Source organism: Dehalobacter sp. DCM (assembly GCF_024972775.1).
Taxonomy (GTDB): Bacteria; Bacillota; Desulfitobacteriia; order Desulfitobacteriales; family Syntrophobotulaceae; genus Dehalobacter.
The window spans coordinates 503,885-526,658 of record NZ_CP092282.1 but is presented as its reverse complement, the minus strand read 5'-3'; the positions used below and the strand labels follow the sequence as shown (position 1 = coordinate 526,658).

Genomic DNA, 22,774 nt, shown 5'->3' with positions numbered 1-22,774 from the left:
TTTTTATTTTACTGCCAGCATTTTTTCTAAAGCAGAAATAGATTTTTTTCGGATTTCGTCGGAAACAGAGACGATCGGTTCCAAATTTCTCAGGGAATATCTAACCTTCTCTAAATTGACCTTTTTCATATTGGGACAAATCATATACTCAGAAGCCATATGGAACTTCTTCCTGGGGCAGCGCTTGGATAGTTCATGCAGAATACCGCATTCTGTCCCGATAATAAATTCCTGATCGGGAGAATTGACCGCATACTGAATAATACCAGCAGTTGAACCAACATAATCGGCTTCCTGCCAGACTTCTTCCCGACATTCCGGATGTACCAGAACCTTGGCTTTAGGGAATTCCTTCCGTTTATTTAATATATCCGTCTGAGCCAGGCGATGATGCGTCGGACAAAAGCCTGGCCAAAATTGAATAGCCCGCTTTGTCTTTGCTGCAATATAGCGCCCCAGATTTCCATCCGGGATAAATAAGATGTCATCATTGCCCAAGGAATCAACAACCTTTTCCGCGTTGGATGATGTGCAGCAAATATCACTCTCCGCCTTCACTTCGGCTGATGAATTAACATAACAGACAACCTTAATTCCCGGGTGCTTCGCCTTCTCTTCTCGTAACCTATTCGGTTCAACCATGTCTGCCATCGGGCATCCCGCTTGGGGATCAGGCAAAACAACGACCTTATCGGGTGACAGAATCGCCGCGCTTTCCGCCATAAAATGCACCCCGCAAAATACAATAACATCGGCGTCCGTTGCTGCTGCCTGCTGAGCTAGCTGGAGTGAATCTCCCACAAAGTCGGCAATATCTTGTATTTCTCCCGGCTGGTAATAATGCGCCAGGATGACGGCATTTTTCTCTTTGCGTAAAGCATTGATTTCGTTGATCAGCTGATTATTGGTGTATTCATTATTCATATATCAGCTTCTCCTCTCATAAAACCATTTTTCTAATTCTAGTCTCCAACGTACTATGTGTCAAGCCTGAGAGCCGTGAACTTCAACGTCTTCAACTGACTTCGGATGATTATTGTGATCAACAAACACAATCTTCGGAGTATATTCCTTAATTTCCTGGTCAGAAAACAACGCATAAGAAATAATAATCACTTGATCACCGACTTGAACAAGCCTGGCAGCCGCACCATTTAAACATATCATCCCTGAGTTTGGTTCCCCGGGTATAACATAGGTCTCCAAGCGGGCACCATTATTTAAATTAACCACTTGAACTTTCTCGTTTTCCAGAAAATCCGCCTGCTCCATCAGTATCTTATCTATGGTTATACTGCCAACATAGTTTAGATTGGCTTCCGTAACCCTCGCTTTATGAATCTTAGATTTCATCATTTCTCTGAACATCGCTTACACCTCCACAATAATGTTATCGATCAAACGCGTCGTCCCGAAGTGAACAGCAAGCGCGATAACAATAGATACGGTTATTTGTTCAACTTCAGATAAATCATCTGCGCGATAAATTTCAACATAATCAATTTTCCCATTGGACTCTTCACTTATTCTTTGTTTAATGGCTGCTTTGATCCGATCTGGGGATATCTCGCCGCCCGTTATCCGTGCCGATGCCTCCTGCAGTGCGCGGTAGAGAATCGGGGCTTGCTGCCGTTCTTCGCTGCTTAGATAGGCATTTCTGGAACTCAGGGCCAGACCGTCGCTTTCCCTTACCGTTGGAAACGACCGTATTGTTATCGGCATGTTCAAATCCTTGACCATTTGTCTGATGACTGCCACCTGCTGATAATCCTTTTGGCCGAAATAGGCTTCGTGGGGCTGAACAATATTAAAAAGCTTGGTGACGACAGTAGCGACGCCTTCAAAATGTCCCGGTCGGCTTGCACCGCATAGAACTTCTGTTATGCGAGATACCTGAACCGCTGTCAATGATCCTCCCGCAGGATACATTTCTTTTACGGAAGGAGCAAAGAGCAGATCAACGCCTGCTTCTTCCGCAAGAGAAGCGTCCCTGGTCAAATCACGCGGATATTTCTCATAATCTTCATTCGGTCCAAACTGCAGGGGATTAACAAAGATACTCATCACAACCAAAATCTCTTTATCCCCATTATCTTGTCTCCTGGCTGCTTTCACCATGGACAAATGTCCATCATGGAGAAAACCCATAGTGGGAATCAACACAACTTTTTTTCCCTGTTGTTTAGCCCATAGAATGCTTTCTCTTGTATCGGCTATCGTATTAATGATTACCATGTGATATCGTTCCTTTCCAACGGATGCCATTAATCTCTTAATAATTCTTCTATCTGCTTATAATTCTCTTCTATCGTTTTTATTTCAGTTGCCTTTGTATCCTTGTCACCTTCACGGATTAATGTCGCATTCTTTTCCATAGCCAATTCTAAAGCTAATCTTCCAAGTCCTTTGTAAACAGAACGTTCCGCCTCCGGCAATTTATCGAGATGTTTCGTTATTACCTGGACATCCCCCCGGGCAATAGGGCCTGTCAGTGCTTGGAAAAGTCCGACTCGCTCAATATTTGAGAGTGACCCGGTCACGAGAGGCAATAAGGCTGCTATCGCGTCCTGCTGTTCGACCCCTGCTCTACGGAACAATTTAACTGCCAAATAAACCAAAGAGACAAGATAATTTGAGGCAATGACAGCACCGCTATGATAAAACGTCTTCTTTGCCGGATCAATCTTGATAGGAGTGCCACCCAGTAAGGAAACAAGCGCCACTCCTAAGGACTCAACTTCTTGGCTGCTGCCTTCTACCCCGAAAAAGGTACCTTTCATGAGATTAACAGCATGATCAGCATCGGCAAACGCTTGCAGCGGATGCAGTGACAAGTATCCGACTTTCAGCGTGTGATCTTTGCACATCAACTCTGCGGGCAGCGAACCCGAGCAGTGTATCCAAACTTGATTTGTTTTTCGGTTTTGGATTGGGGATAGTTCACATGCAATCGCCTCGATGTATTTATCCTGTGTGGTGATAAATAGAATATCTGCAAGGGCCGCCAGCTGCTCAACAGGTAAATTCTCTTTGTCCAAATAGCTGCGAAATCGCTCATAGGACGCCCTGCTTCGGGTTGTAACCCCAATGCATTCTAAACCGGCCTTTTCCAGCAGTACCGCCAGTGACGTCCCGACACTGCCTGCCCCGATGATCCCAAATTTCAAATCAGTTAGTTTATCCATTAAAAAAACACCTCCCGTCAGTGAAGGTGCTTTAAGTAATACAACGTATGCCCTGCCTTCACCGTCCCGGTAAAAAATCCAAGCGGCTGGTGCATGATCCCATGCTTTATAAAAATTTCAGATCAGGCAGATAAGGTACAGTTCTTATAGATACTGTCCGTGCTGCCACCTTAGTATAATGTATAAATTGCAAATAATAAAGACTTATATCAAAATAATTGATGCCTACTATTGTTTTTCAAGTATTAATATATTCATTCAATCGTTTGACGGTGCCTTCACCTTTTACCGCCGTTATCGTATTCCCGGACGGCAGGATATAATCAGGAACAATTTCTCTTAATGGCGCCAGAACAAACTCGCGCTGTTCCATGTAGGGATGAGGAATAGTCAGCCTTTCCGTAGAAAGCCGAATGTCCTGGCAGTCAAGAATATCAATATCCATGGTTCTGGGACCCCAATGGATCGACCGTTTCCGGCCAAGGGTATTTTCGATGTATTGACAGCGGTCAAGCAATTCCAAAGGATCCAAATCTGTCTCGATTTCTGCCGCCATATTTAAAAAAGCTGCTTGATCCTCATTTCCCCAGGGCGCCGTCTCATATAGTTGCGATTTCTTAGTTATGGTGATCCCGCAGGAATCGGCAAGCATTTCAAGTGCCTGCAAAAGATAGTCCTTCCGGTCTCCCTCATTGCTTCCTAAACTTAAATAGGCTTTCATGATGATCTCTCCCGAATGACTTCAACCGATATGTCTTTAAATATCCCGGGTACCGGTGCATTGGGTTTGTGGACCTCTACTCTGACTTTATTGCAGGTAAACCGGGCAATAATGTCAGCAGCTATTTTTTCAGCCAGTGTTTCGATTAATTGATACCGCTCACTTAAAACGATATCCTTTACCGCCATATATACTTCAGCATAGTTGACGGTATTGGCTAAATTGTCATCCGTGCCGAAGTGCTCGTTTAAGTAGATATCGACATCCACAATGAACCTTTGGCCAAGAATCTCCTCTTCAGGCAATACACCATGGTATGCGTAAAACGCCATTCCGGAGATATGGATCGCATTACTTTCCGTCAAGATTCTCACCTCTTCTTTTACGGACAATAAGGTCGGTCATTAACGCTGCTTTTTTATTCTCAAGAACATCATGAACACGCAGAATATCCACACCGGCAGCAATTCCCAAAGTGCCCAGGGCAATTGTCGGTTCCAGGCGCTCTCCGACAGGAAGATTCAAGGTGCGTCCAATCACTGATTTTCGCGAAACGCCGAGTAGAATGGGGCATCCAAGACTTTTAAACTCATCCAGCCTGCTCAGAACTTCCATATTTTGCTCAGGGGTCTTACCGAAGCCGATACCCGGATCAACGATGATCTGATTCCGCGAAAGCCCACGCTTGAATGCCATCTCAATGCTATTTTCCAGAAAGGCCAGTATGTCTCTCATCATATTGGCATACGCAGTCCCATCCTGATTATGCATGATGACCACCGGTGCTTGATAGTCACCGATCACTCTGACCATATCCGGATCCTTTTGCAGACCCCAGATATCGTTGATAATATGCGCTCCCAGTTTTAACGCCTTCTCCGCCACAACGGCTTTTTGCGTATCCACCGAAATTGGAACCCGACTAATAGGAACAAGCGCTCTTAGCACAGGCTCCAGTCTGGACCACTCTTCTTCGGCACTCACACCCCCATAGCCGGGCTTGGTCGACTCGCCGCCGATATCCAGGATGTCCGCACCGTCAGTGACCATGGTTTCAGCTTGTTTCAAAGCATTTTCTATGTTATCAAATCGACCGCCGTCGGAAAAAGAATCCGGCGTGACATTCAATATGCCCATAATCAGTGTTTTTTCCCCAAATTCAAGAGTTTTACCCCGACAATCGATAATGCCGGCAGGTTGATCATTATACGTCCTCATCTGTTCACTCCCTACTCCGTTTTTACTTCTTTGGCGTACTCAAACGCGTAATCCCCTTTATAAGACGGAATCATTACAATTTCTTGCGTTACAGCGACGTCCATGCCAATGACTTTCAAATCTTTGGCGACAAAATCAATATATTTAACCAGGTTTTCCTGATAACCGATCGCCAGAATCTCATACGTCGTCCTGCCAATCTCACTGACAGGGACCTCATTAATCAAGATCGTCGAATCTCCGCTTAGAACAATCGATGTGGTCGATACAATACGCTGACCGTTGATACTGATTGCTTCCGCTCCGGCCAGGCGCAGCTGATTAACAATTCTCAGCAAATCAGCTGATCGAATAAATCCAATGGCTTCAGGCGTGTTATCGTTAATAACTATGCGAATGCCCGGGCCCTTGACAGTGATTGTCCCGTCGGCAATTTTTAGCATTTGTAATTGCGCTACAATATATGGATTATCATTGCCGGTCTTCTTATATTTCTCCAACTCGGCTGATAATTGTGCATATTCCTCTTTCAATTGCTTATTCTCATTCTGGAGGTTACTGATGACCTGCTGTGTCAGGACCGCACGTTCCTGCTGATCCAGCTCAACTTTATCTACCTCCCGCTGGGTCTGAAACTGCAGAGAGATAAGGATGCCGATAGCAATAGAAGCAATTGTGACCACAGTAACCACTTTTTTGTTTAGCATCGATCAGCCCTCCTCGTTGGCCGGTTGAACGTACCGATAACTCACAGGTTTGGCAGACGGTACAGTAACAGGATCTATGGGGATCTCTAAATTCTTCTGACTTTCATCCAGTAGGTCCCACCCGTAGAATTTCAACGCAGATTTCAGGTTACTCTGGTTTCCGATCGCGGTGATAGTATACGGAGGCATCTGAACGGTATCGTTGATACTGATATAGGAGCCGCTGCAGTAAATCTCCGTAAAGGTAGTAAGGCGTTGATCATTGATTGCTATGGCCTCGGCTCCGCCATTCCACAACGCATTGACAATAGCCCGCAGATGTTCCTCATGGATAAGTCCCTCCTCTTGGGCGCTTATCTTTTTATCGGAATCCTTAAGGGTGATAACGATTCCCTTTCCCGTTAGACTGACCCTACCGGAACTGATCCGCGCTTGCGCTAACTGCTCGGATGCCAGCATCTGGGCATCAATACCTTGTTGGTATTTGGTCAGCTCGGCCTGGAGTTTAGCGTTTTCATTTGCTAACTGCTTATTCTCAGTTTCAATTTGCAGGATGCTCGGCAATTTATCATCTTCTGCAGATACTGTTTTATCGGCAAGATACGATTTTAAAATCATAACGAAAAATACACCGATAATCAGCATCCCCATACCGATAAGAAGTCTCGCCAATTTCTTTTTATCTTGCATACAAACCACTCCGGTTTATCAAAAGGACACCCGTTAGGGTGTCCTTGTTTTTTTACTCACTCAGCCACTCAGACCCGGCTTTTGTATAATTCACTATTTCTTCGAGTTTAAAGTATATGGCGATTTCCCTCTCTGCGCTTTCCACGGAATCGGACCCGTGGATAACATTTCGGCTGATATCCATCGCATAAGCACCGCGAATGGAGCCGGGGTTTGCATTGGCAGGATTGGTTGCCCCCATCATCTCTCTGGCCAAGGATACCACATTCTTCCCTTGCCATACCATGGCAACCACCGGTGAAGACATAATATACTGAACGGTAGGTTCAAAAAACGATTTGCCCTTATGCTCTTTATAATGCTCTTCAGCAAGGTCTCTGTCAACCTGCATCATTTTCAAACCCACAAGTATAAATCCTTTTTTCTCAAATCGGCCGATGATTTCTCCGATCAATCCTCTTTGAACGGCATCCGGCTTAAGCATAAGAAATGTTCTTTCCACGTAAATCCTCCTTAAAGCACTTTCAGTGTTATTATTGCTCGAATGAGCTTTTTGCAGTAGTGATATTATTATAATCGGCTGCTTCCTTTGACTCCTCTTTTTCTTCGGTATTCACAGCCTCTTCGTGACTCGGCGCCGCATCGGCATTCTCCGTCATCGGCTCATCATATATATCGCCGGCTCGGGTATGATCATGTTTCACAATAATATCCCTGAATGTATCCGCTTCCAGCGTTTCCGTAGCCATCAGGGCTTGCGCGATGGCATGCAGTATATCCATTTTTTCCGTAATGATATCCTGTGCTTTTTGGTAGGATTCGTCAATGATTCTGCGTACTTCATGGTCAATTGCCTGAGCAACGGATTCACTGTAATTCCGATCCCGGGCAATATCTCTTCCTAAAAAGACCTGCCCTTCTTTATGCCCAAATGTCACAGAGCCAAGTTCCTCCGACATTCCGAGTTCGGTGACCATCTTTCTGGCTATACCGGTTGCCCTCTCCAAATCGTTCGAGGCTCCTGTGCTGATCTCATGAAGCACTAAGGCCTCGGCGACCCTTCCGCCAAGCAGCATGGTAATTTGGTCCAGCAACTGGGACTTCGTCGCATAGTTGCGGTCCTCCTTAGGGAGAAGCAGCGTATAGCCTCCTGCCTGTCCCCGGGGAATGATCGATACTTTATGCAAGGGATCCGTGTGCGGCAAGAACTCACCCAGCAGGGCATGACCCGCCTCATGATATGAAACCAGCTTCTTCTCGAATTCACTGATAACACGGCTCTTCTTTTCAGGACCGGCAATAACGCGTTCGATTGAATCCTCCAACGCTTTCATAGTGACCTTTTTATCGTTGCGGCGCGCCGACAACAGCGCGGCTTCATTTATCAGGTTAGCCAAATCTGCGCCAGTAAACCCTGGTGTCCTGCGGGCTAATACTTCCAGGTTAACATTTGAAGCTAAAGGCTTCCCTTTGGCATGAACCTTTAGTATCTCTTCTCTGCCTTTAATATCCGGAACTGAGACAACGACCTGACGGTCGAATCGACCGGGACGAAGCAGTGCCGGATCAAGAATATCCGGGCGGTTGGTTGCCGCAATAATAATAACGCCTTCATTCCCGTTGAAACCATCCATTTCCACGAGCAGCTGATTGAGCGTTTGTTCGCGCTCATCATGGCCGCCGCCTAAACCTGCTCCACGCTGACGCCCGACAGCATCGATTTCATCGATAAACACAATACAGGGTGCATTCTTCTTAGCCTGCTCAAAAAGGTCCCTCACTCTGGATGCTCCGACACCGACAAACATTTCAACAAAGTCAGATCCGCTGATACTGAAGAAAGGAACACCGGCTTCACCGGATACGGCTTTAGCCAACAGTGTCTTCCCGGTTCCGGGAGGGCCGAAGAGCAGTACGCCTTTCGGAATTTTGGCCCCAATTTCATTGAACTTTTTCGGAGCTTTAAGAAATTCAACAATTTCCTCCAGTTCTTCTTTAACCTCATCTGCACCGGCAACATCCTTAAAGGTATACTTACGTTCATCGGTGATCAGCTTGGCCCGGCTTTTACCGAATTGCATCACCTTGCTGCCGCCGCCCTGGGTCTGCTGCATCATATAGAAAAACAAACCAAAGATAAAGATAAACATGAGGAACGTTGGTAAAATCGATACCCACCATGGCACAGTGGCCGGCGGATCGTAATTTATTTTGATGTTCTGCTTATCCAGAGTATCAAGTAGTGTCTGATCTTCCAGAGGCCCTGTTACCTCATACGTTTTATTATCATCTTTCTTTACAACGGTATACGTAGTGACCTGGTTCCCCACTCTGACGGAAACTTCACTGACGCCGCCTGAAGCCACAGCCTGCTTAAATTCATTATAACTCAGACTGGTTTTATTCTGCGTATCTTGTTTCGCCCACTGTATCAAAAATACTGCCAGAAGAATAATTAAAAGGTAAATTGCGACATTTTTAAATATTTTCAATCCGGAGATCCTCCTCTCATTCAAAAAACATAATACGAAAAGATGCTGCACGCATCGACAATCGCTTTAAAAAACTATGAGATATTATATCATGTGACTTTTCTTTTTACAACGAATCCAAATTGGAATGTGAAGAGTCATCTTGCGCAATAAGGATATAGCGTACGGGGGAATCCTTATTCGGTATAAATCTGCTGCTTCGGCAGATACCCGGGATCCATATGACGTGATTTTGAACGGCAAACAGGAGTATCGTATCCCTCTTGGCTGCCGGTATGTTGCGTTCTTGAAAAACCTTCTTAATCGTTTTATGCCCTAAATTCTGAAAATAAATACGGTCGCCGGTACGTCTTCTCCTGCAGATAATGGATTCATTTAATTCTTTTAATTGAATAGCATCAATTGTCGTATCCGCCAAAATAATCTTATCGTTAGGGAAAAAATCAAAAATACCCACCTGGATGCCATGACCCAAAATCGAATGCCAGTGATTTTCTGCCAGTTGGATTTCTGAAAAAGGTAACAATTTTCCCGATCCTTCATCACCATGAGAATACTGTAAATCTAATTCTTTCCGGAAAAAAAGAAAACCATCCGCGACATTTTCAATTCCCAAACCTGGAAGATCCTGCTGCCATCCGGTTTTTTTTCCTTCTTTTATAATATTTTTAATAAATTTATACTCCAGGCCCAGGAATTCTCCCGTAATTTCTGCCGCTGCCCTGCGCAGCAGACGTGATAGTACAGCCTCAGGCTCATCCCACGCCCCCAAGGAAAGCAGAATACGATCCTCCTCCGCTTGCAGACAGTATTTTGTCCATAAGCGATCAACATGCGACCGAATGTATTCTTCATCCCACCGCAGCAGTTCCGCAGTCCGACCAAGGGCCTCTATGATCCTTGGATTATACTCCTGCTCCAATACGGGAATCAGTTCCAACCTTATTTTATTTCGACAGTAATCGGATTTCAAATTGCTCTGATCAATAGCATAAGACAGATTATTGTCATGACAATAATCAACTATTTCCGACTTGGTCACGGTGAGAAACGGACGAACTACGCTGTTTTTCCTAGGATAAATGCCGGCTAAACCCGTTGCCCCGCTGCCTCTTAGCAACCGATAGAGCACGGTCTCAGCTTGATCGCCTAAGTGATGTGCCGTTGCTAACAAGTTACAGTCCAACTCATGCATATCTTCCCGGAAGCGGGTATAGCGCCATTCCCGGGATGCTTCCTGAAAACTCTTCTTTTTTTCATAGGCATATGCTTTAGCATCAAACTCATGGAGTATGAATTCCGTTCCTAATTGATCGGCCAGTTTCCTTACCTGTTCTGCTTCACGTTCACTTTCTTTGCGAACTTTATGGTTGACATGGACGATAATGAGGGAAATGCACTTATCTTTGTTTTCAGACGCATAACGCCAAATAACATGTGCCAAAGCGACAGAGTCCGGTCCCCCCGATACAGCAACAAGCACTCTGGAAAATGGCGGTATGAGCTCTGGTAAGACATTCGAGTTCAACCTGTGATACATTTTTCCCTCCGCTGATTTCAGAGATGAAATACTTCACCTATTATTGTGTATTGAATTGTCTATTTTGTCAAAGAAACACGTTTATCTTATTCGCAGGTTATGTATGTACCTTATAAGAAAAAACTTAACACTAGCTTAGAAAGTGCACTCAGAGTGCACTTTTATGAATTATCTTTTTCCCAGATCTTTTCGCTTTATAACGAGAACAACGCCATCATCTTCGACATAATTCCCATACATTTTGAGAACTTTATGAACAATTTTATCCGCCAATTCCTGAGAAGAACAGTTCTTGTTTTCGGCCAGAAAATCCTTAAGCCAAAAAGGTTTATCCTTGGCAACGTCTAAAATGCCATCGGTAACAATAACCAGCGTTTCATCCTTAAATTCGATATCAATCACGGGGATGTCGATATCATTAAGAATACCTGCAGGCAGACTTGACGTTTCGACAGACTCAACGCTGTCTTGCTTCATAACGAATGACGGTGCCGCTCCAATTTTTATTAGTCGCGCGGTTTCAGCCTCAAGATCCAGAACAGCCATATCGATGGTAACAAAACTCTCCTCCGGAGAACGCAGGACAAGAATGGCATTGAGCGCTTTGATCGCCCCTTCCGGATCAAACCCGGTGCTCAGTAGCTGTTCCAGAATAGTCAATGCGGCAGAACTCATTCTGGCCGCCTCTTCACCTGCCCCCATGCCATCACAAACAATCAATGCACTTTTAGTGGATGAAAGCGAGATTGAGTTGAAGTTATCACCGCTGATGCCATTTCCGCTTTTGATAAATGTTCCAACACCAAGGTCAAGTATCAACTTATGCTTACGGGACCAGACGAGGGGCTTTCCTTCCTCTGCATTATGCTTTGAGTGAAGCTCCTGCGCCAAATGTCCAATAACCTGAGATACCCCCCGGTATTGTCCGGCCAAGGCTTCTCTGTTCAGGGCCAATCTCTTTTGCCATACCTCTTTATCCTTCTCCTGCTCTAAAATAAACCGAACGGCCAGAAGAACTTCATCTATTCGGCTGCAATACCTTTTCCACTCGGCTGGTCTTGCCCTCTCCGAATCCTGCCCAGCCTTTGGATCCAGCCGATCAACAAAAAGGGTTTCCTCAGAATAAGCAAAGACGTCGTAGATAAAATTATACGTGCGATGAAACTCTCTCTCCCAACACTGCTCCGTATTGGGGCAGTTCTTACAAATCCTTTCAACCAATAAATTCATCAGCTCCGGGATTTCCGGCTGCAGTTTTGATTCCAGTCCCGCGGCTTGAAACCCAAAAGCCAATTGGTCAAAGATTTCACCCAGCGTCTTTACTTTACTCACTGTTGTTTCAATTTCAGGCATGACCTTTTTCTTCAAAAAGGACTTGTCATTTTTTCTTGCGGGTAAAAAGAAAAACAGGATAAGTCCCACTGCTGAAGAATAGAGGTGATAAGAAAGGAATCCTTCGTTATCAAAAAACGAAAGCATGAGCACCGATGCCCCAAAAGCGAGGCTGATTCCAATTTTACCAAAACGTGTAAACCCCCCGCAGATAAATCCAATTAGGGTATAGATACCCGCATCAATAAGATTATCAGCGCCAATATCCCATTTCAGTAAAAATCCTAAAATCGCTCCCGCACCGGCTGCAGACCCGGCGCCATGATTATAGGCAATATAGAGCAGGAAAAAACTTAAAAAGACAATTTGCAGATCGATTTTTCCTATAACAAGTCCTTGTAATCCGCTTAAGCAGATGGCAAGCACTAAAATCCAGACTAAGCCCTGCTCGCTGCTGAAATTCCCTTTCCAAAGACATTCAGAATATTGAAAGGCAAAATAAAAAATAATAGAAAATCCAGCTGCAAGCGCGGAGCGTGCAGCGAGGATGATAATTCCGTCTGCACTTAACGTATGCGAAATCGCCAGCATTGAAAGTGAGGGCAACACCGTGATCACTGCTGTCAGTAACGCAAGCAGAAGAAGTTTCGCCTTACCGACAACAAGTCTTCTGGCAACGATAACCCCCAGAATGATACCGGGAATGACCTCCAAGCATAATGTCCCATTTTTTAATGTGACAAGACCAATCATCACACCGACAAGTCCCGGCAGAATCCATTTGTTCTTCTCTAGCGCTAATACAATAAGAAAGGCAGCTGCAAAGGGATAAATGCCCTGAATATTTGCCCGGGCTGCAAGTAGTCCGATAAAGGCAATGATGAGATAAATTCCTATCGAATCATACAAACGACGTATAACTTTTTCCGCCTTAAGTGTTGCCCATTCCGCCATGAAAGCCACCTCTTCCATATGTCCTGTAATCTAAGTTACAATGCCAATGGAATCATTATAGCTTGTCCAGGCGGCGAAGCGTGTCTAACGAGGTAACAGCTGCCGGACATGATATTTCTTACTTCTTCAAAATAATAACGGCTAAGCTGATATCAACAAATATGTGTGATATTACACCGGCCTACCGACAAAAATAACGTTAACTTTTCTTCTTTTTAGCTTATTTCAAGTCCGCAATCCGTGCTCCGCTTGACGTATGCATTGTGCAGGCGTCCTTACTCTGGGGTAATTTGTGTATCTAATTCGAGAATTGTCTACTAGACAGAGCATTATAATGTTAAGAAAAATACGTAACACTTACCGGCGCCAAGATATAAGTGAACCTTGGTGGCGCCAAGTCATTAGACGAAGGCGGCAGCCATAGCTGAACTTATGTAAGTCAGAACGTGAATCAAACTTTCTGGAACAGAAAGTCACTTAGAGTTTTTCTGATATACTAAAAAAAGGCAAAAGTGTGTTTATTTTGCCTTCTTTTTTATTCCGATTCTTTTGGTGCAATAAGAATTTCACCTTTACGCACAAGGCCTAGCTTTTCCCTCGCCAATTGCTCTACATAACTGGGTGTGTTCAATTTCTCTATTTCATTACGAAGCGCGTCATTTTTAGCCGCAAGTTGTTGCTTTTGAGTAATAAGTTCAGCTCGTTGATTTTCCATTGATTGGTCTATATTGTATAACTGATAGGACCAAGTCCCACCCAGCATCAAGGCAATACCCAGACCAATAACAAAAAGAGGATTTACTCTTCGTCTTCTTCTTTTTTTCATATTCTTTTTACTGTTTTTCATAATCCTTATCATCCTCCAAAGGAAAATTTAGACCGAACTCGTGATCCTGGATGATACCGATTATCTGATAGCCTTTTGATTTAGCACGCGCAAGCATTGTAGAGACGGAACTGCTGCTTATGCCTAGTAATTCCGCGATATCCTCACTGGATCGTCCGCTTTCCTTGAGCATAACAGCTTGTCTTTCCCGAAAACTTAATTTTTCTAAACCCCTAATTTCCCAATGCACGGTTGTATCCTCAAAAAGCATCTGCGAAGAAACACATGACTACCGCTTAAACAACAAAGGGACTTGCCCGATGGGCTGGCCAGCAACACGTCATGTCTCCGGTACAAAACGATTATAAAATGATTTACAAAATAATTACAAAATAAATACAAAATAAGTACAGAATTACAAGTATCTTTATTATATAATTAAACTTTCTGAAAATCAAGACATCCCACTGTTTTGGCTAATCGATTAATGTTTGATTAATGGTACGTCACATTCTAGCGTCACCGTTTTGTTATCCGTCGGAATACACTGCTGCGTATGAAGGCAGCACTATCCTTGCTCATTCCTTCTCCTATTCGATAGAGGAGAAGCGCTGCCCAGCGAAGTATACGGTAAGGCAAACGCATAATACACGATAAAAAAGTGTAAACAAACCTTATAAATTGTGATATCGCCTTAAAAATGGACTGTTTTACCATAGCCAATATACGGAATATAAATTGCAGAATCTTATTTACAATACGGCTAAAGATGACTAAATAAAGGAGTAATCCAACGAGACTCCCGATAAAAAGATAAAATCGAAGTTCCAGGTAATTTGCTTTTTGGGCAAAAAAATAAATTAGACCAAGTGCAAAAATAGCAAAAAGCACATCAAATAGGAATGTGAATACTTTATTTAATTTTAATTTCCAGCGTACGATCCGGTAAAAATCAAAACATAAACCCACAGCCATGCCACTGACAACGATAATCATCAATACCGCAAATTCGTTAATTTCCAACTACGCTCCCCTCTTAACACAGGATGCCTTTTACCGCATGATACTTTGTTCGTGCAGGATGCAAGCGCAGCTATTTAAAAATCCTCTGCCAGACTCCCTTTGAGGACTCTCCGGTACTACTGACGGCATAGGTCACCACATCGATTTGCCCTTCTATTTCCAGTTCGGACTGTTCGAGGTTTAAATTATGGACACTCAAGTCACGTCCTTTGATCGTCACCCCGCCGCGGTTGGTCTCGAGTACAATCTCCTTCGGTTCGAAAGACTTGACCCGATTGACACCCGTTATCACTAAATGTTTTCTTTCTTCTATGGTAATCTTATGGATGACATCACTTTTATTTACCATGTGCTTCCCCTCCAAATCTTTTCTAAATATATTTATTCAGAGAACGGAGGGTTTAGACACATTATTCATTCTTTTCATCTTTAAGCACGTGGTAAAGCGATTCCGCGTCTTCAGCGCGGACACTGGGAGGTGTCGCTAAGACCTTGACCTCCAGAACATGATTCCGCATATTGATCGTAATCGTGTCCCCAGGCTTTATCTCAGCTGAAGGTTTTGCCACTTTCCCGTTAATACTGACTTTTTCTCCTTCACAAACATCCTTTGCTACCGTCCGACGTTTAATTAATCGTGAAACTTTAAGATATTTATCCAAACGCATGCGGTGTACCCCTTTCCAAATTGCGACCATGATAGTGAAAAGACCAGGCTCCGAAGAACCTGGCCTTTATTAATAACCACTAACCTTAAAGAATGACTATTACTGTACAGACTCTTTTAAAGCCTTACCTGCTTTAAATCCAGGTACTTTGCATGCCGGGATAACGATTTCCTCTTTAGTCTGAGGATTTCTGCCAACGCGCTCTTCTCTTTGCTTGACTTCAAAAGTACCGAATCCAACTAATTGGACTTTCTCACCACTGGCCATTGCTTGGCTGATCGTGTCAAAAACTGCGGCTACCGCTTTCTCGGCATCCTTCTTGGTAAATTCCGTTTTTTCTGCTACTGCAGCAACGAGTTCCGCTTTATTCAAAAGTCTCCCTCCAATATAAAAAAGTAATAAAACTATATTCGCTATGAAAATGGTTTCTCCTTCTTCATTATGCTAAAATAAACCTCAAACCCCAGATTTTTCTTCACTTTTTACCTGATCCCAATAAAAATTCATCATATTTAGGTCATATTTTCCCTTCTCCGTTCCATCCGAAGTCATTTTAGCTAATATGGTGGTGAATCTTTTTTGAAATTTCGATGTCCCGAGTCTAAGCGCCTCCTCTGCGTCGATCTCCAAAAAACGGGAGAGATTGACGATTGAAAACAATACATCCCCCAATTCTTCTTTCAGTCTTGGGTTATTCTTATCCCCGTTATCGATTTCCGCTTTTAGTTCAGTTAGTTCTTCTTGGATTTTTTCCAGTGGACCATCGACGATATCCCAGTCAAAGCCGACTTTGGCCGCCTTCTTCTGTGTCTTATCTGCCAGCATGAGTGCCGGGAGCCCCTGAGGCATATCGAAAAACCGCTTCGTATCGTTGTCAGATGATGTCATCTGCTCAGACCCCGCCTTTTCAGCTTTCTTAATTGCATCCCAGTGGACTAAGACTTCCCGACTGGATTCTACCTGTACTGTTCCAAAAACATGCGGATGCCGTCGTATCAATTTTTCTGTAATGCTTTGCATAACATGCTGGATAGTAAAGAGCCCGGATTCACTGGCAATTTGAGAATGAAAAACTATCTGTAATAGTAAGTCTCCCAATTCTTCACAAAAATTATTCATATTCTGGGAATCAATTGCATCGATGACTTCATAGGTCTCTTCAACCAGATACTTCTTTAACGTGTGGTGACTTTGCTCTTTATCCCAAGGACATCCCCACTCCGAGCGTAATTCTGCCATAATAGCCGTGAGTTTTTCCATGCTGCCCGGCGCAACCAGCAACTGTGTATCAATATCATAGATCGTGTGGAGTCTTTCCTTCAATCCGGAAATAATTTTGCCCTCGGCAATAGGAAATCCCGGCAAAGCGAGCACGATCTCCTTGAGGTCATTTGTCGTCTTGATTTTTTCCGCTGCTATAGACAGCTGATCATCGATATTGGCTTCTCCGTCCCTTTGGCTTTCCTCTCCAAATAAGACTTCACAAGGAAACTCTTCCCGTATAATGTTTTTGGCTGCAGGATGATCGTCTGACCACAACCATATATGATTAACCTGTTTTAACATCTTATAGACTGCCAGAGACAGGCTGTCCAAATCTTCCAAACCAAGACCCAAAATATGTATGATCGGTTTCATGGGTACTCCTCCTGCGATGTTTACTGATTCTTCAATGATAAAGAACTGTCAACTTAACGTCAACAGTTCTTTTATACCCATTCATTTCTATTAACGGTCACTGTTCCATCTGTTTGGCTAGAAAACCAGCGGCAGTCTCAACAAGCTTCGTTTCAAGATCGCCCATTTTTACATTGGGTTCTTTGGACATAAGTATCACGACACCAATTGGGTCCCCTTCCGAGATAATCGGAGCTATGACCTGGCTATACACTTTGGTTTTGTCGTCACCCTCTGCCTCTTTCAAAACAGAAGATTCGCCTGAATTAAAAATCGTCTTCCTGTCTTCCATTGCTTGCTCAGCAATTGCCCCGAGAGATTTGTTCAAGAACTCTTTCTTTGAAGCGCCTGATACGGCGATGATGACATCTCTGTCTCCAATGCAGGCAATATGTCCTGTTGCTTCAAATAAGGAATCTGCGTATTCTTTGGCAAAATCCCCTAATTCACCGATCGGTGAATATTTCTTAAGTATCACTTCCCCTTCTCTGTCCACAAAAATCTCCAGCGGATCGCCTTCTCTTATCCGTAAAGTCCGGCGGATTTCTTTAGGAATAACTACCCGTCCAAGATCATCTATTCTTCTGACAATTCCGGTTGCTTTCACTAAGTTCTCCCTCCTTTTTCCAAAGCAACTAATTCAATCTTAGTATATATCTTGACTTGTTTTATTATTCATATTTTTCCATAACACAAAAAAGAATGTTTTATAATTAAATGAGGTGCACAGCGTATGGTTTAGAGTTCGCTGTGCACCTCGATATTTCTGTTCAACGTATTTGATTTACATTTATTCAGCAGGCTTTAAGTCCTCCGCGTATACAACATCGGCATTTTGTTTCAGATCAGAATAATAACTTTGAATTTTCAGATTCTGAGCATTCGCTAAGGCGTCCTCGGCTACCTTTGTCTTTACCTTTTCAAAGTCTGGCACAACAGGTTCTTTATGATCGACAACCAAGATAACATGATAACCAAACCGCGTTTTTACCGGCGTCTGCGACCATGTATCTACGTTTAGGCTAAATGCTTCATTTTCAAATTCAGCAACCATATCGCCTCGGTTAAAGTAGCCAAGATCGCCGCCATCTGCGGCACTTCCATCACTGGACTTTTCTTTAGCTAATGCCGCAAAGTCGGCGCCGGCATTGAGGTCTTTGATAATTTGAACGGCCTCTGCTTCTGTGGCAACGAGTATATGGCTGGCGCGGACCTGCTCATCCTGACCGCCGTACGAGGAATAATGGGTATCGAAATACTGTTTGATTTCCTCGTCTGAAACGGCAACATCTTTTCCAATGTTATACGTAAACGTATAGTAATACGAAACCTCATCCTCGGTCATACCTTGTTCTTTGAGGAATGTCTCATAGTCATTCCCCGCGTCTTTCAGTTGTGCCTTGAGGTCGTCTATTTGTGCTGTTACTTCGGGCGCTGAGCGATCCCATTTGTTCTTCTCTACTTCCTGTCGGATCAGTTCATTTAAGATCATATTTTCTAAAACAGAACTTTTTATGGTTTCTAAACTTTTTTTACCTTCGTCTGTGGTAAAATCCATACCTTGTTTTTCATAGTAGGCTTTACTGGCATTTAATTTTTCCTCGTAGACGGTCTTAGAAACACTTTTTCCATTCACTTTAATGGCGTAATTGTTCTGGCTGGCGCAACCGCTTAGCCATAAAAATGTACTAATGACTATGATTAATGCGATTGTATATTTTTTCATATAACATTCTCCCTTTCACTCCGCATAACGTCATGACGTCATTATACCAATTAAGTGGTTTATAAGCAATTAACCTGTTGTTGGAGCCGCTTCCGTTGTTGTTTGTTGGGCAACATATTCCTCCAGTACTGTCAACAGCTTGATGATGGCTTTAAAGATATCTTCCGTATTAAGTATTCTCAGGCGGATATTTAATTCCAGCTTGCCGTTTTCTACAGCGGCAAAAGATAACGGATAGGGGAATTGAGATGCCATACTCATCAGTTGGGCCCCGGTTATCCCCGGATCGGTAGCAAATCGCACGGATATACTCTGTTTATGCTGAATGATCTGCTCCAAACGCATGTGTTTCGCTTTTATTCTAATCTGAATAACTTTAATCAGGTTTTCTACTTCCTCTGGCGGTGTCCCAAACCGATCGATCAATTCATCAAGGATATCATGCAGAGCTTCTTCGTTGGATAAGCCAAGCATGCGTTGATACAATGTCGCCTTAATTTGTTTATCTACAATATATTCGTCCGGAAGCAGTGCTTTAACTTGAAGTTCAATAGCGGGTTCAATCGTTTCTTCGACGGCCTCACCCCGAAGCTGCTGGACGGCCTCTTTTAACATTTTGACATAAAGACTGAAGCCAATGGCTGCTAAATGTCCGTGTTGTTCTCCGCCGATAAAATTGCCGGCACCACGAATCTCCAAATCACGCATCGCAATTTTAAAACCGGAACCAAATTCGGTGAATTCTCTGATTGTTGACAGTCTTTTCTCAGCTTCTTCCGTTAAAACCTTTTGCGGCGGATAAAGAAAATAGGCGTATGCTTTGCGATTGGATCTCCCCACTCTGCCTCTGAGCTGATAGAGCTGACTTAAGCCAAACTTGTCCGCTTCATCGACGATGAGCGTATTCACATTGGGCATATCCAAGCCGGTTTCGATAATGGTGGTACATACAAGGATATCCTTATCTTTATCTAAAAAGGACATCATTTCTCTCTCCAATTGCGTTTCGCTCATCTGACCGTGGACAACCCCGCAGCGCGCCTCGGGAATTAATGAATTGAGTAATCGAACGACTTTATCAAGGCTTTCTACTCGGTTATGAACATAAAAAACCTGACCGCCCCTGTTCAGTTCCCGTCGGATCGCATCACGAACCATTTCGCCATTAAATTCAGCCACAAAGGTCTGCACAGGAAATCTGTCTTCCGGGGGGGTTGCGATAATACTCATATCCCGTAATCCGACAAGTGACATGTGAAGTGTTCTTGGAATGGGTGTTGCGGATAAGGTCAGTACATCGACGTTCGTCTTCAACGTTTTAATTTTTTCTTTATGGGCAACCCCAAAGCGTTGCTCTTCATCAACAATGAGCAGTCCTAAATCCTTAAAACTAACGCCGTCAGATAATAGCCGGTGAGTTCCAACGACAATATCCAGGGTGCCATCCTGGAGACTCTGAATAATATGCTTTTGTTCCTTCGGTGTACGAAAACGGCTTAACATATCCACCTTTACCGGATAGTCCATGAACCGCTCTCTGAACGTGTTGTAGTGCTGTTGAGCCAGAATCGTCGTCGGTACCATGACAGCGACTTGTTTCCCGCACAAAACAGCCTTGAAAGCAGCCCTCAGTGCCACTTCTGTTTTCCCGTAGCCCACATCGCCGCATAAAAGGCGATCCATAGGCCGTGTTTTCATCATGTCCTGTTTAACTTCCGTGATACTCTGAAGCTGATCCGGTGTTTCTTCATAGGGGAAACGTTGTTCAAATTCCCTTTGCCATTGATTATCTTCAGGGAAAGCGAATCCGACTGCCTTTTCTCGCTTGGCATAAAGGGCCAATAAATCAATGGCCATCTCCTTAACCGCAGAGTGGGCCTTGGCCTTGGCTTTATTCCATTCATTGCCATTCAGCTTATTAAGTTTTGGCGCGCTGGAGTCATCTGTTCCCAAATACTTCTGCAACAACTGTAGCTGGTCAAGCGGGACATAGAGTTTATCCTCCCCTGCATATTTAATGGCAAAGTAGTCCTTTTGGATATTATCCACCGTAATCGTTTCAATTCCCGTGAACTTGCCAATTCCATGGTAAAAATGAACAACAAAATCACCCGGCTTAAGATCACTGAAGGCCATAATATCCGTTTCTTTTTGCGCTTTCTTCGGTTTGGGCTGCTGTTTTCGCTCTCTTCGGTAGATCTCCGTTTCGGTAAATGTTATCAATTTGCTAACCGGCAGTTCAAACCCCTGACTTATGGAAAGCGGATAAACAGAAACCCCGCCTGGGGTGATATTGCCGCATAGCGAAAACAGACCGGCCGTAATACCCCGGTCTTTCATTCCTTGGACCAAACGTTGCGCTTGCTCCGCATTTCCGGCAAAAAGGGCTATCGTATACCCACTGGATTGCCAACGCTCAATTTCTTCTACAAGCATGGACGTCTTAGCATAACCTGCTAAGGGACGCGCTGTGAGGTTGGTTACCCGCTTCGGTTTAAACCCGGTTATTTCCCGCAATAGGTTGGATAGGCCGATTAAAGGGCGTTGTCTGCTTGCCAAAAGGTCCTCAAATCCAATGAATAACTTATCCGGATTGACAAACTCTTCTCCTTTTTCCAGGTTGTCGGCAAATTCAGCCATACGCTGACTGTAATGGAAATCCAACTGTTCTTTTAGTCTTAAGGGCTCATCAAGGAAAACCAGGCAATCCGGATTCAGCCATTCAAAAAACGGAACATATTCGTCCGGCAGGAGCGCTAAATACGGATAAATGCTTTCATTCAGTATCCCTGTATCCAAACGCTCGATGATATGTTCCACTTTCTTGTGAAGTTTATGAGCGGCATCATAGCGTTCCAAGCGTTGTAAGCGGCCTACAGCTTTACGGGCTTTTGCTCTTACCTCCCATTTGAGATTGTGTTGTTCCTCTTTACTTACCACATATTCGTGGACAGGAACGATCCATACATCGGGAATACTCTCTTGGGATTTCTGGGTTTCGAGGTCAAACACCCTGATTGAATCGACCTCTTCATCAAAAAATTCTACCCGGATCGGGTCTCGGTCATAGGGAGCAATATCCAATATGCCTCCCCGCAACGCAAACTGGCCTTTGCCTTCAATGGTTTCAACGCGTTCGTAACCAGCCTCTACAAAAAGAAGCATGATGTCAGACAGTGTATACTGTTCCCCTACCTTTAACTGCACACAATGTTTCGACCAAACATTCGGCTGGAGCAGCTTTTTGATAATTGCCTGGACTGGGGCAACAACAATTTTCCCCCGGCCAGACTGCTCGTTGTTATGCATAAGACTGCTTAACACGCGGATACGTTCCGCCGTGCTTTCATGACTTCTGCTCAGAACTTCAAAGGGGAGCCAATCCGTTGAAGGGAACAATAATATGTCATAATCAGGCAGCCAGGTTTCCAGGTCATTCACCCAATTTTGGGCTTGTTCATCCGTATACGTAATAATGAGAGACTGTTGTTTTGAACCAACCAGCTGACCGGCAAACGCAGCTTTCTGGCTGCCGGTTATATTGTAAACCATTTGAGGTGTTTCTTTTCGACTTAATGCAGCGTTAATTTCGCCTATATCAAAGCCCTTGTACAAAAAATCATTAATCGTAGGCATGCAGATGCCCTCCCGCATAAAGTAGCACGTTTATATGCATATCTCATTCTATCCCTCTTAGAACCTATGGCGTGCACGACGCACGCAACCCAATTCCGGAATTCTCAATGGTATCATTTATTAAGCATTTTATCCTCTCAGAACCTGTGTATACCCTAATTCTTAGATATCCCTGCGATAAATAATTTAATAATTACTGGTAGTACGTTGCTCTGTGTATATCCAATTCACGCATACACCGCGAACAGAGTGTATAGGCAACATTACCTGTAATTTCAATCGAATGATCCATGCGCAGATTTTTGGAATCATCTGTATCCAATTCGCCCACAATGGCATCACAACAACGGCATATTTTTAACATATACAATGGAATACA

The 22,774-nt window shown here is 43.8% G+C and carries 23 protein-coding genes and 1 pseudogene; all 24 read right to left on the bottom strand.

The genetic code is table 11. The features are described from left to right. Window positions 1-3: 3 nt before the first annotated feature. Window positions 4-924: a quinolinate synthase NadA gene (nadA, locus tag LPY66_RS02655; protein WP_337986581.1), complete on the bottom strand. Its 921-nt coding sequence runs from the start codon at window positions 922-924 to the stop codon at window positions 4-6. A 60-nt stretch (window positions 925-984) separates the two neighbouring features. Then, window positions 985-1,368 carry an aspartate 1-decarboxylase gene (gene panD / locus LPY66_RS02650; protein ID WP_337986580.1) on the bottom strand — a complete coding sequence of 128 codons (384 nt, stop codon included), beginning with the start codon at window positions 1,366-1,368 and terminating at the stop codon, window positions 985-987. Between the two features lie 3 nt (window positions 1,369-1,371). Beyond that, complete coding sequence (gene panC / locus LPY66_RS02645; RefSeq protein WP_337986579.1) at window positions 1,372-2,235, bottom strand: pantoate--beta-alanine ligase; 864 nt, start codon at window positions 2,233-2,235, stop codon at window positions 1,372-1,374. A 29-nt stretch (window positions 2,236-2,264) separates the two neighbouring features. After that, entirely contained in the window at window positions 2,265-3,185 is a 921-nt protein-coding gene (locus tag LPY66_RS02640; RefSeq protein WP_337986578.1) for a Rossmann-like and DUF2520 domain-containing protein, read from the bottom strand. 238 nt (window positions 3,186-3,423) lie between these two features. Further along, window positions 3,424-3,906 carry a 2-amino-4-hydroxy-6-hydroxymethyldihydropteridine diphosphokinase gene (gene folK, locus LPY66_RS02635; protein ID WP_337986577.1) on the bottom strand — a complete coding sequence of 161 codons (483 nt, stop codon included), beginning with the start codon at window positions 3,904-3,906 and terminating at the stop codon, window positions 3,424-3,426. Next, window positions 3,903-4,271: a dihydroneopterin aldolase gene (folB, locus tag LPY66_RS02630; protein WP_337986576.1), complete on the bottom strand. Its 369-nt coding sequence runs from the start codon at window positions 4,269-4,271 to the stop codon at window positions 3,903-3,905. The genes folK and folB overlap by 4 nt, the downstream gene beginning before the upstream one ends. After that, a pseudogene (gene folP / locus LPY66_RS02625) lies at window positions 4,258-5,100 on the bottom strand (dihydropteroate synthase); the annotation flags it as partial. The pseudogene folP and the gene folB, both read right to left, overlap by 14 nt. A 35-nt stretch (window positions 5,101-5,135) precedes the next feature. Next, the gene (locus LPY66_RS02620) at window positions 5,136-5,831 is read right to left on the bottom strand and encodes a DUF881 domain-containing protein (protein WP_337986575.1); all 696 of its coding nucleotides are present in this window, start codon (window positions 5,829-5,831) and stop codon (window positions 5,136-5,138) included. A gap of 3 nt (window positions 5,832-5,834) precedes the next feature. Continuing rightward, a complete protein-coding gene (locus LPY66_RS02615; RefSeq protein ID WP_337986574.1) occupies window positions 5,835-6,521 on the bottom strand; it encodes a DUF881 domain-containing protein in 687 nt (228 codons plus the stop codon). A gap of 52 nt (window positions 6,522-6,573) precedes the next feature. Continuing rightward, a complete protein-coding gene (gene ndk / locus LPY66_RS02610) occupies window positions 6,574-7,023 on the bottom strand; it encodes a nucleoside-diphosphate kinase (protein ID WP_337986573.1) in 450 nt (149 codons plus the stop codon). A 31-nt stretch (window positions 7,024-7,054) separates the two neighbouring features. Continuing rightward, window positions 7,055-9,013 (bottom strand): ATP-dependent zinc metalloprotease FtsH, encoded by a 1,959-nt coding sequence (gene ftsH / locus LPY66_RS02605; RefSeq protein ID WP_337986572.1) that lies wholly within the window; start codon window positions 9,011-9,013, stop codon window positions 7,055-7,057. 106 nt (window positions 9,014-9,119) lie between these two features. Further along, a complete protein-coding gene (gene tilS / locus LPY66_RS02600) occupies window positions 9,120-10,553 on the bottom strand; it encodes a tRNA lysidine(34) synthetase TilS (protein ID WP_337986571.1) in 1,434 nt (477 codons plus the stop codon). 168 nt (window positions 10,554-10,721) lie between these two features. Beyond that, window positions 10,722-12,839 (bottom strand): SpoIIE family protein phosphatase, encoded by a 2,118-nt coding sequence (locus LPY66_RS02595; RefSeq protein ID WP_337986570.1) that lies wholly within the window; start codon window positions 12,837-12,839, stop codon window positions 10,722-10,724. Between the two features lie 535 nt (window positions 12,840-13,374). Beyond that, complete coding sequence (locus tag LPY66_RS02590; RefSeq protein ID WP_337986569.1) at window positions 13,375-13,686, bottom strand: FtsB family cell division protein; 312 nt, start codon at window positions 13,684-13,686, stop codon at window positions 13,375-13,377. Next, a complete protein-coding gene (locus tag LPY66_RS02585; RefSeq protein ID WP_337988007.1) occupies window positions 13,673-13,915 on the bottom strand; it encodes a sigma-70 region 4 domain-containing protein in 243 nt (80 codons plus the stop codon). Before LPY66_RS02585 ends, LPY66_RS02590 begins: the two co-directional genes overlap by 14 nt. A 269-nt stretch (window positions 13,916-14,184) precedes the next feature. Next, complete coding sequence (gene yabQ, locus LPY66_RS02580) at window positions 14,185-14,688, bottom strand: spore cortex biosynthesis protein YabQ (RefSeq protein WP_337986568.1); 504 nt, start codon at window positions 14,686-14,688, stop codon at window positions 14,185-14,187. 70 nt (window positions 14,689-14,758) lie between these two features. Continuing rightward, window positions 14,759-15,037 carry a sporulation protein YabP gene (gene yabP, locus LPY66_RS02575; protein ID WP_337986567.1) on the bottom strand — a complete coding sequence of 93 codons (279 nt, stop codon included), beginning with the start codon at window positions 15,035-15,037 and terminating at the stop codon, window positions 14,759-14,761. 61 nt (window positions 15,038-15,098) lie between these two features. Further along, complete coding sequence (locus LPY66_RS02570; protein WP_337988006.1) at window positions 15,099-15,356, bottom strand: RNA-binding S4 domain-containing protein; 258 nt, start codon at window positions 15,354-15,356, stop codon at window positions 15,099-15,101. A gap of 99 nt (window positions 15,357-15,455) precedes the next feature. After that, window positions 15,456-15,728, bottom strand: coding sequence for an HU family DNA-binding protein (locus tag LPY66_RS02565; RefSeq protein WP_337986566.1), 273 nt, complete (start codon window positions 15,726-15,728; stop codon window positions 15,456-15,458). Between the two features lie 84 nt (window positions 15,729-15,812). Then, window positions 15,813-16,994: a nucleoside triphosphate pyrophosphohydrolase gene (gene mazG / locus LPY66_RS02560; RefSeq protein ID WP_337986565.1), complete on the bottom strand. Its 1,182-nt coding sequence runs from the start codon at window positions 16,992-16,994 to the stop codon at window positions 15,813-15,815. A 97-nt stretch (window positions 16,995-17,091) separates the two neighbouring features. After that, on the bottom strand, window positions 17,092-17,640 hold the full coding sequence (spoVT, locus tag LPY66_RS02555; RefSeq protein WP_337986564.1) for a stage V sporulation protein T: 549 nt from the start codon (window positions 17,638-17,640) through the stop codon (window positions 17,092-17,094). A gap of 183 nt (window positions 17,641-17,823) precedes the next feature. Then, entirely contained in the window at window positions 17,824-18,759 is a 936-nt protein-coding gene (locus LPY66_RS02550; protein WP_337986563.1) for a foldase protein PrsA, read from the bottom strand. A 69-nt stretch (window positions 18,760-18,828) separates the two neighbouring features. Continuing rightward, window positions 18,829-22,395 carry a transcription-repair coupling factor gene (gene mfd, locus LPY66_RS02545; RefSeq protein ID WP_337986562.1) on the bottom strand — a complete coding sequence of 1,189 codons (3,567 nt, stop codon included), beginning with the start codon at window positions 22,393-22,395 and terminating at the stop codon, window positions 18,829-18,831. Between the two features lie 193 nt (window positions 22,396-22,588). Continuing rightward, the gene (locus LPY66_RS02540; protein WP_337988185.1) at window positions 22,589-22,765 is read right to left on the bottom strand and encodes a hypothetical protein; all 177 of its coding nucleotides are present in this window, start codon (window positions 22,763-22,765) and stop codon (window positions 22,589-22,591) included. Window positions 22,766-22,774: the final 9 nt, after the last annotated feature.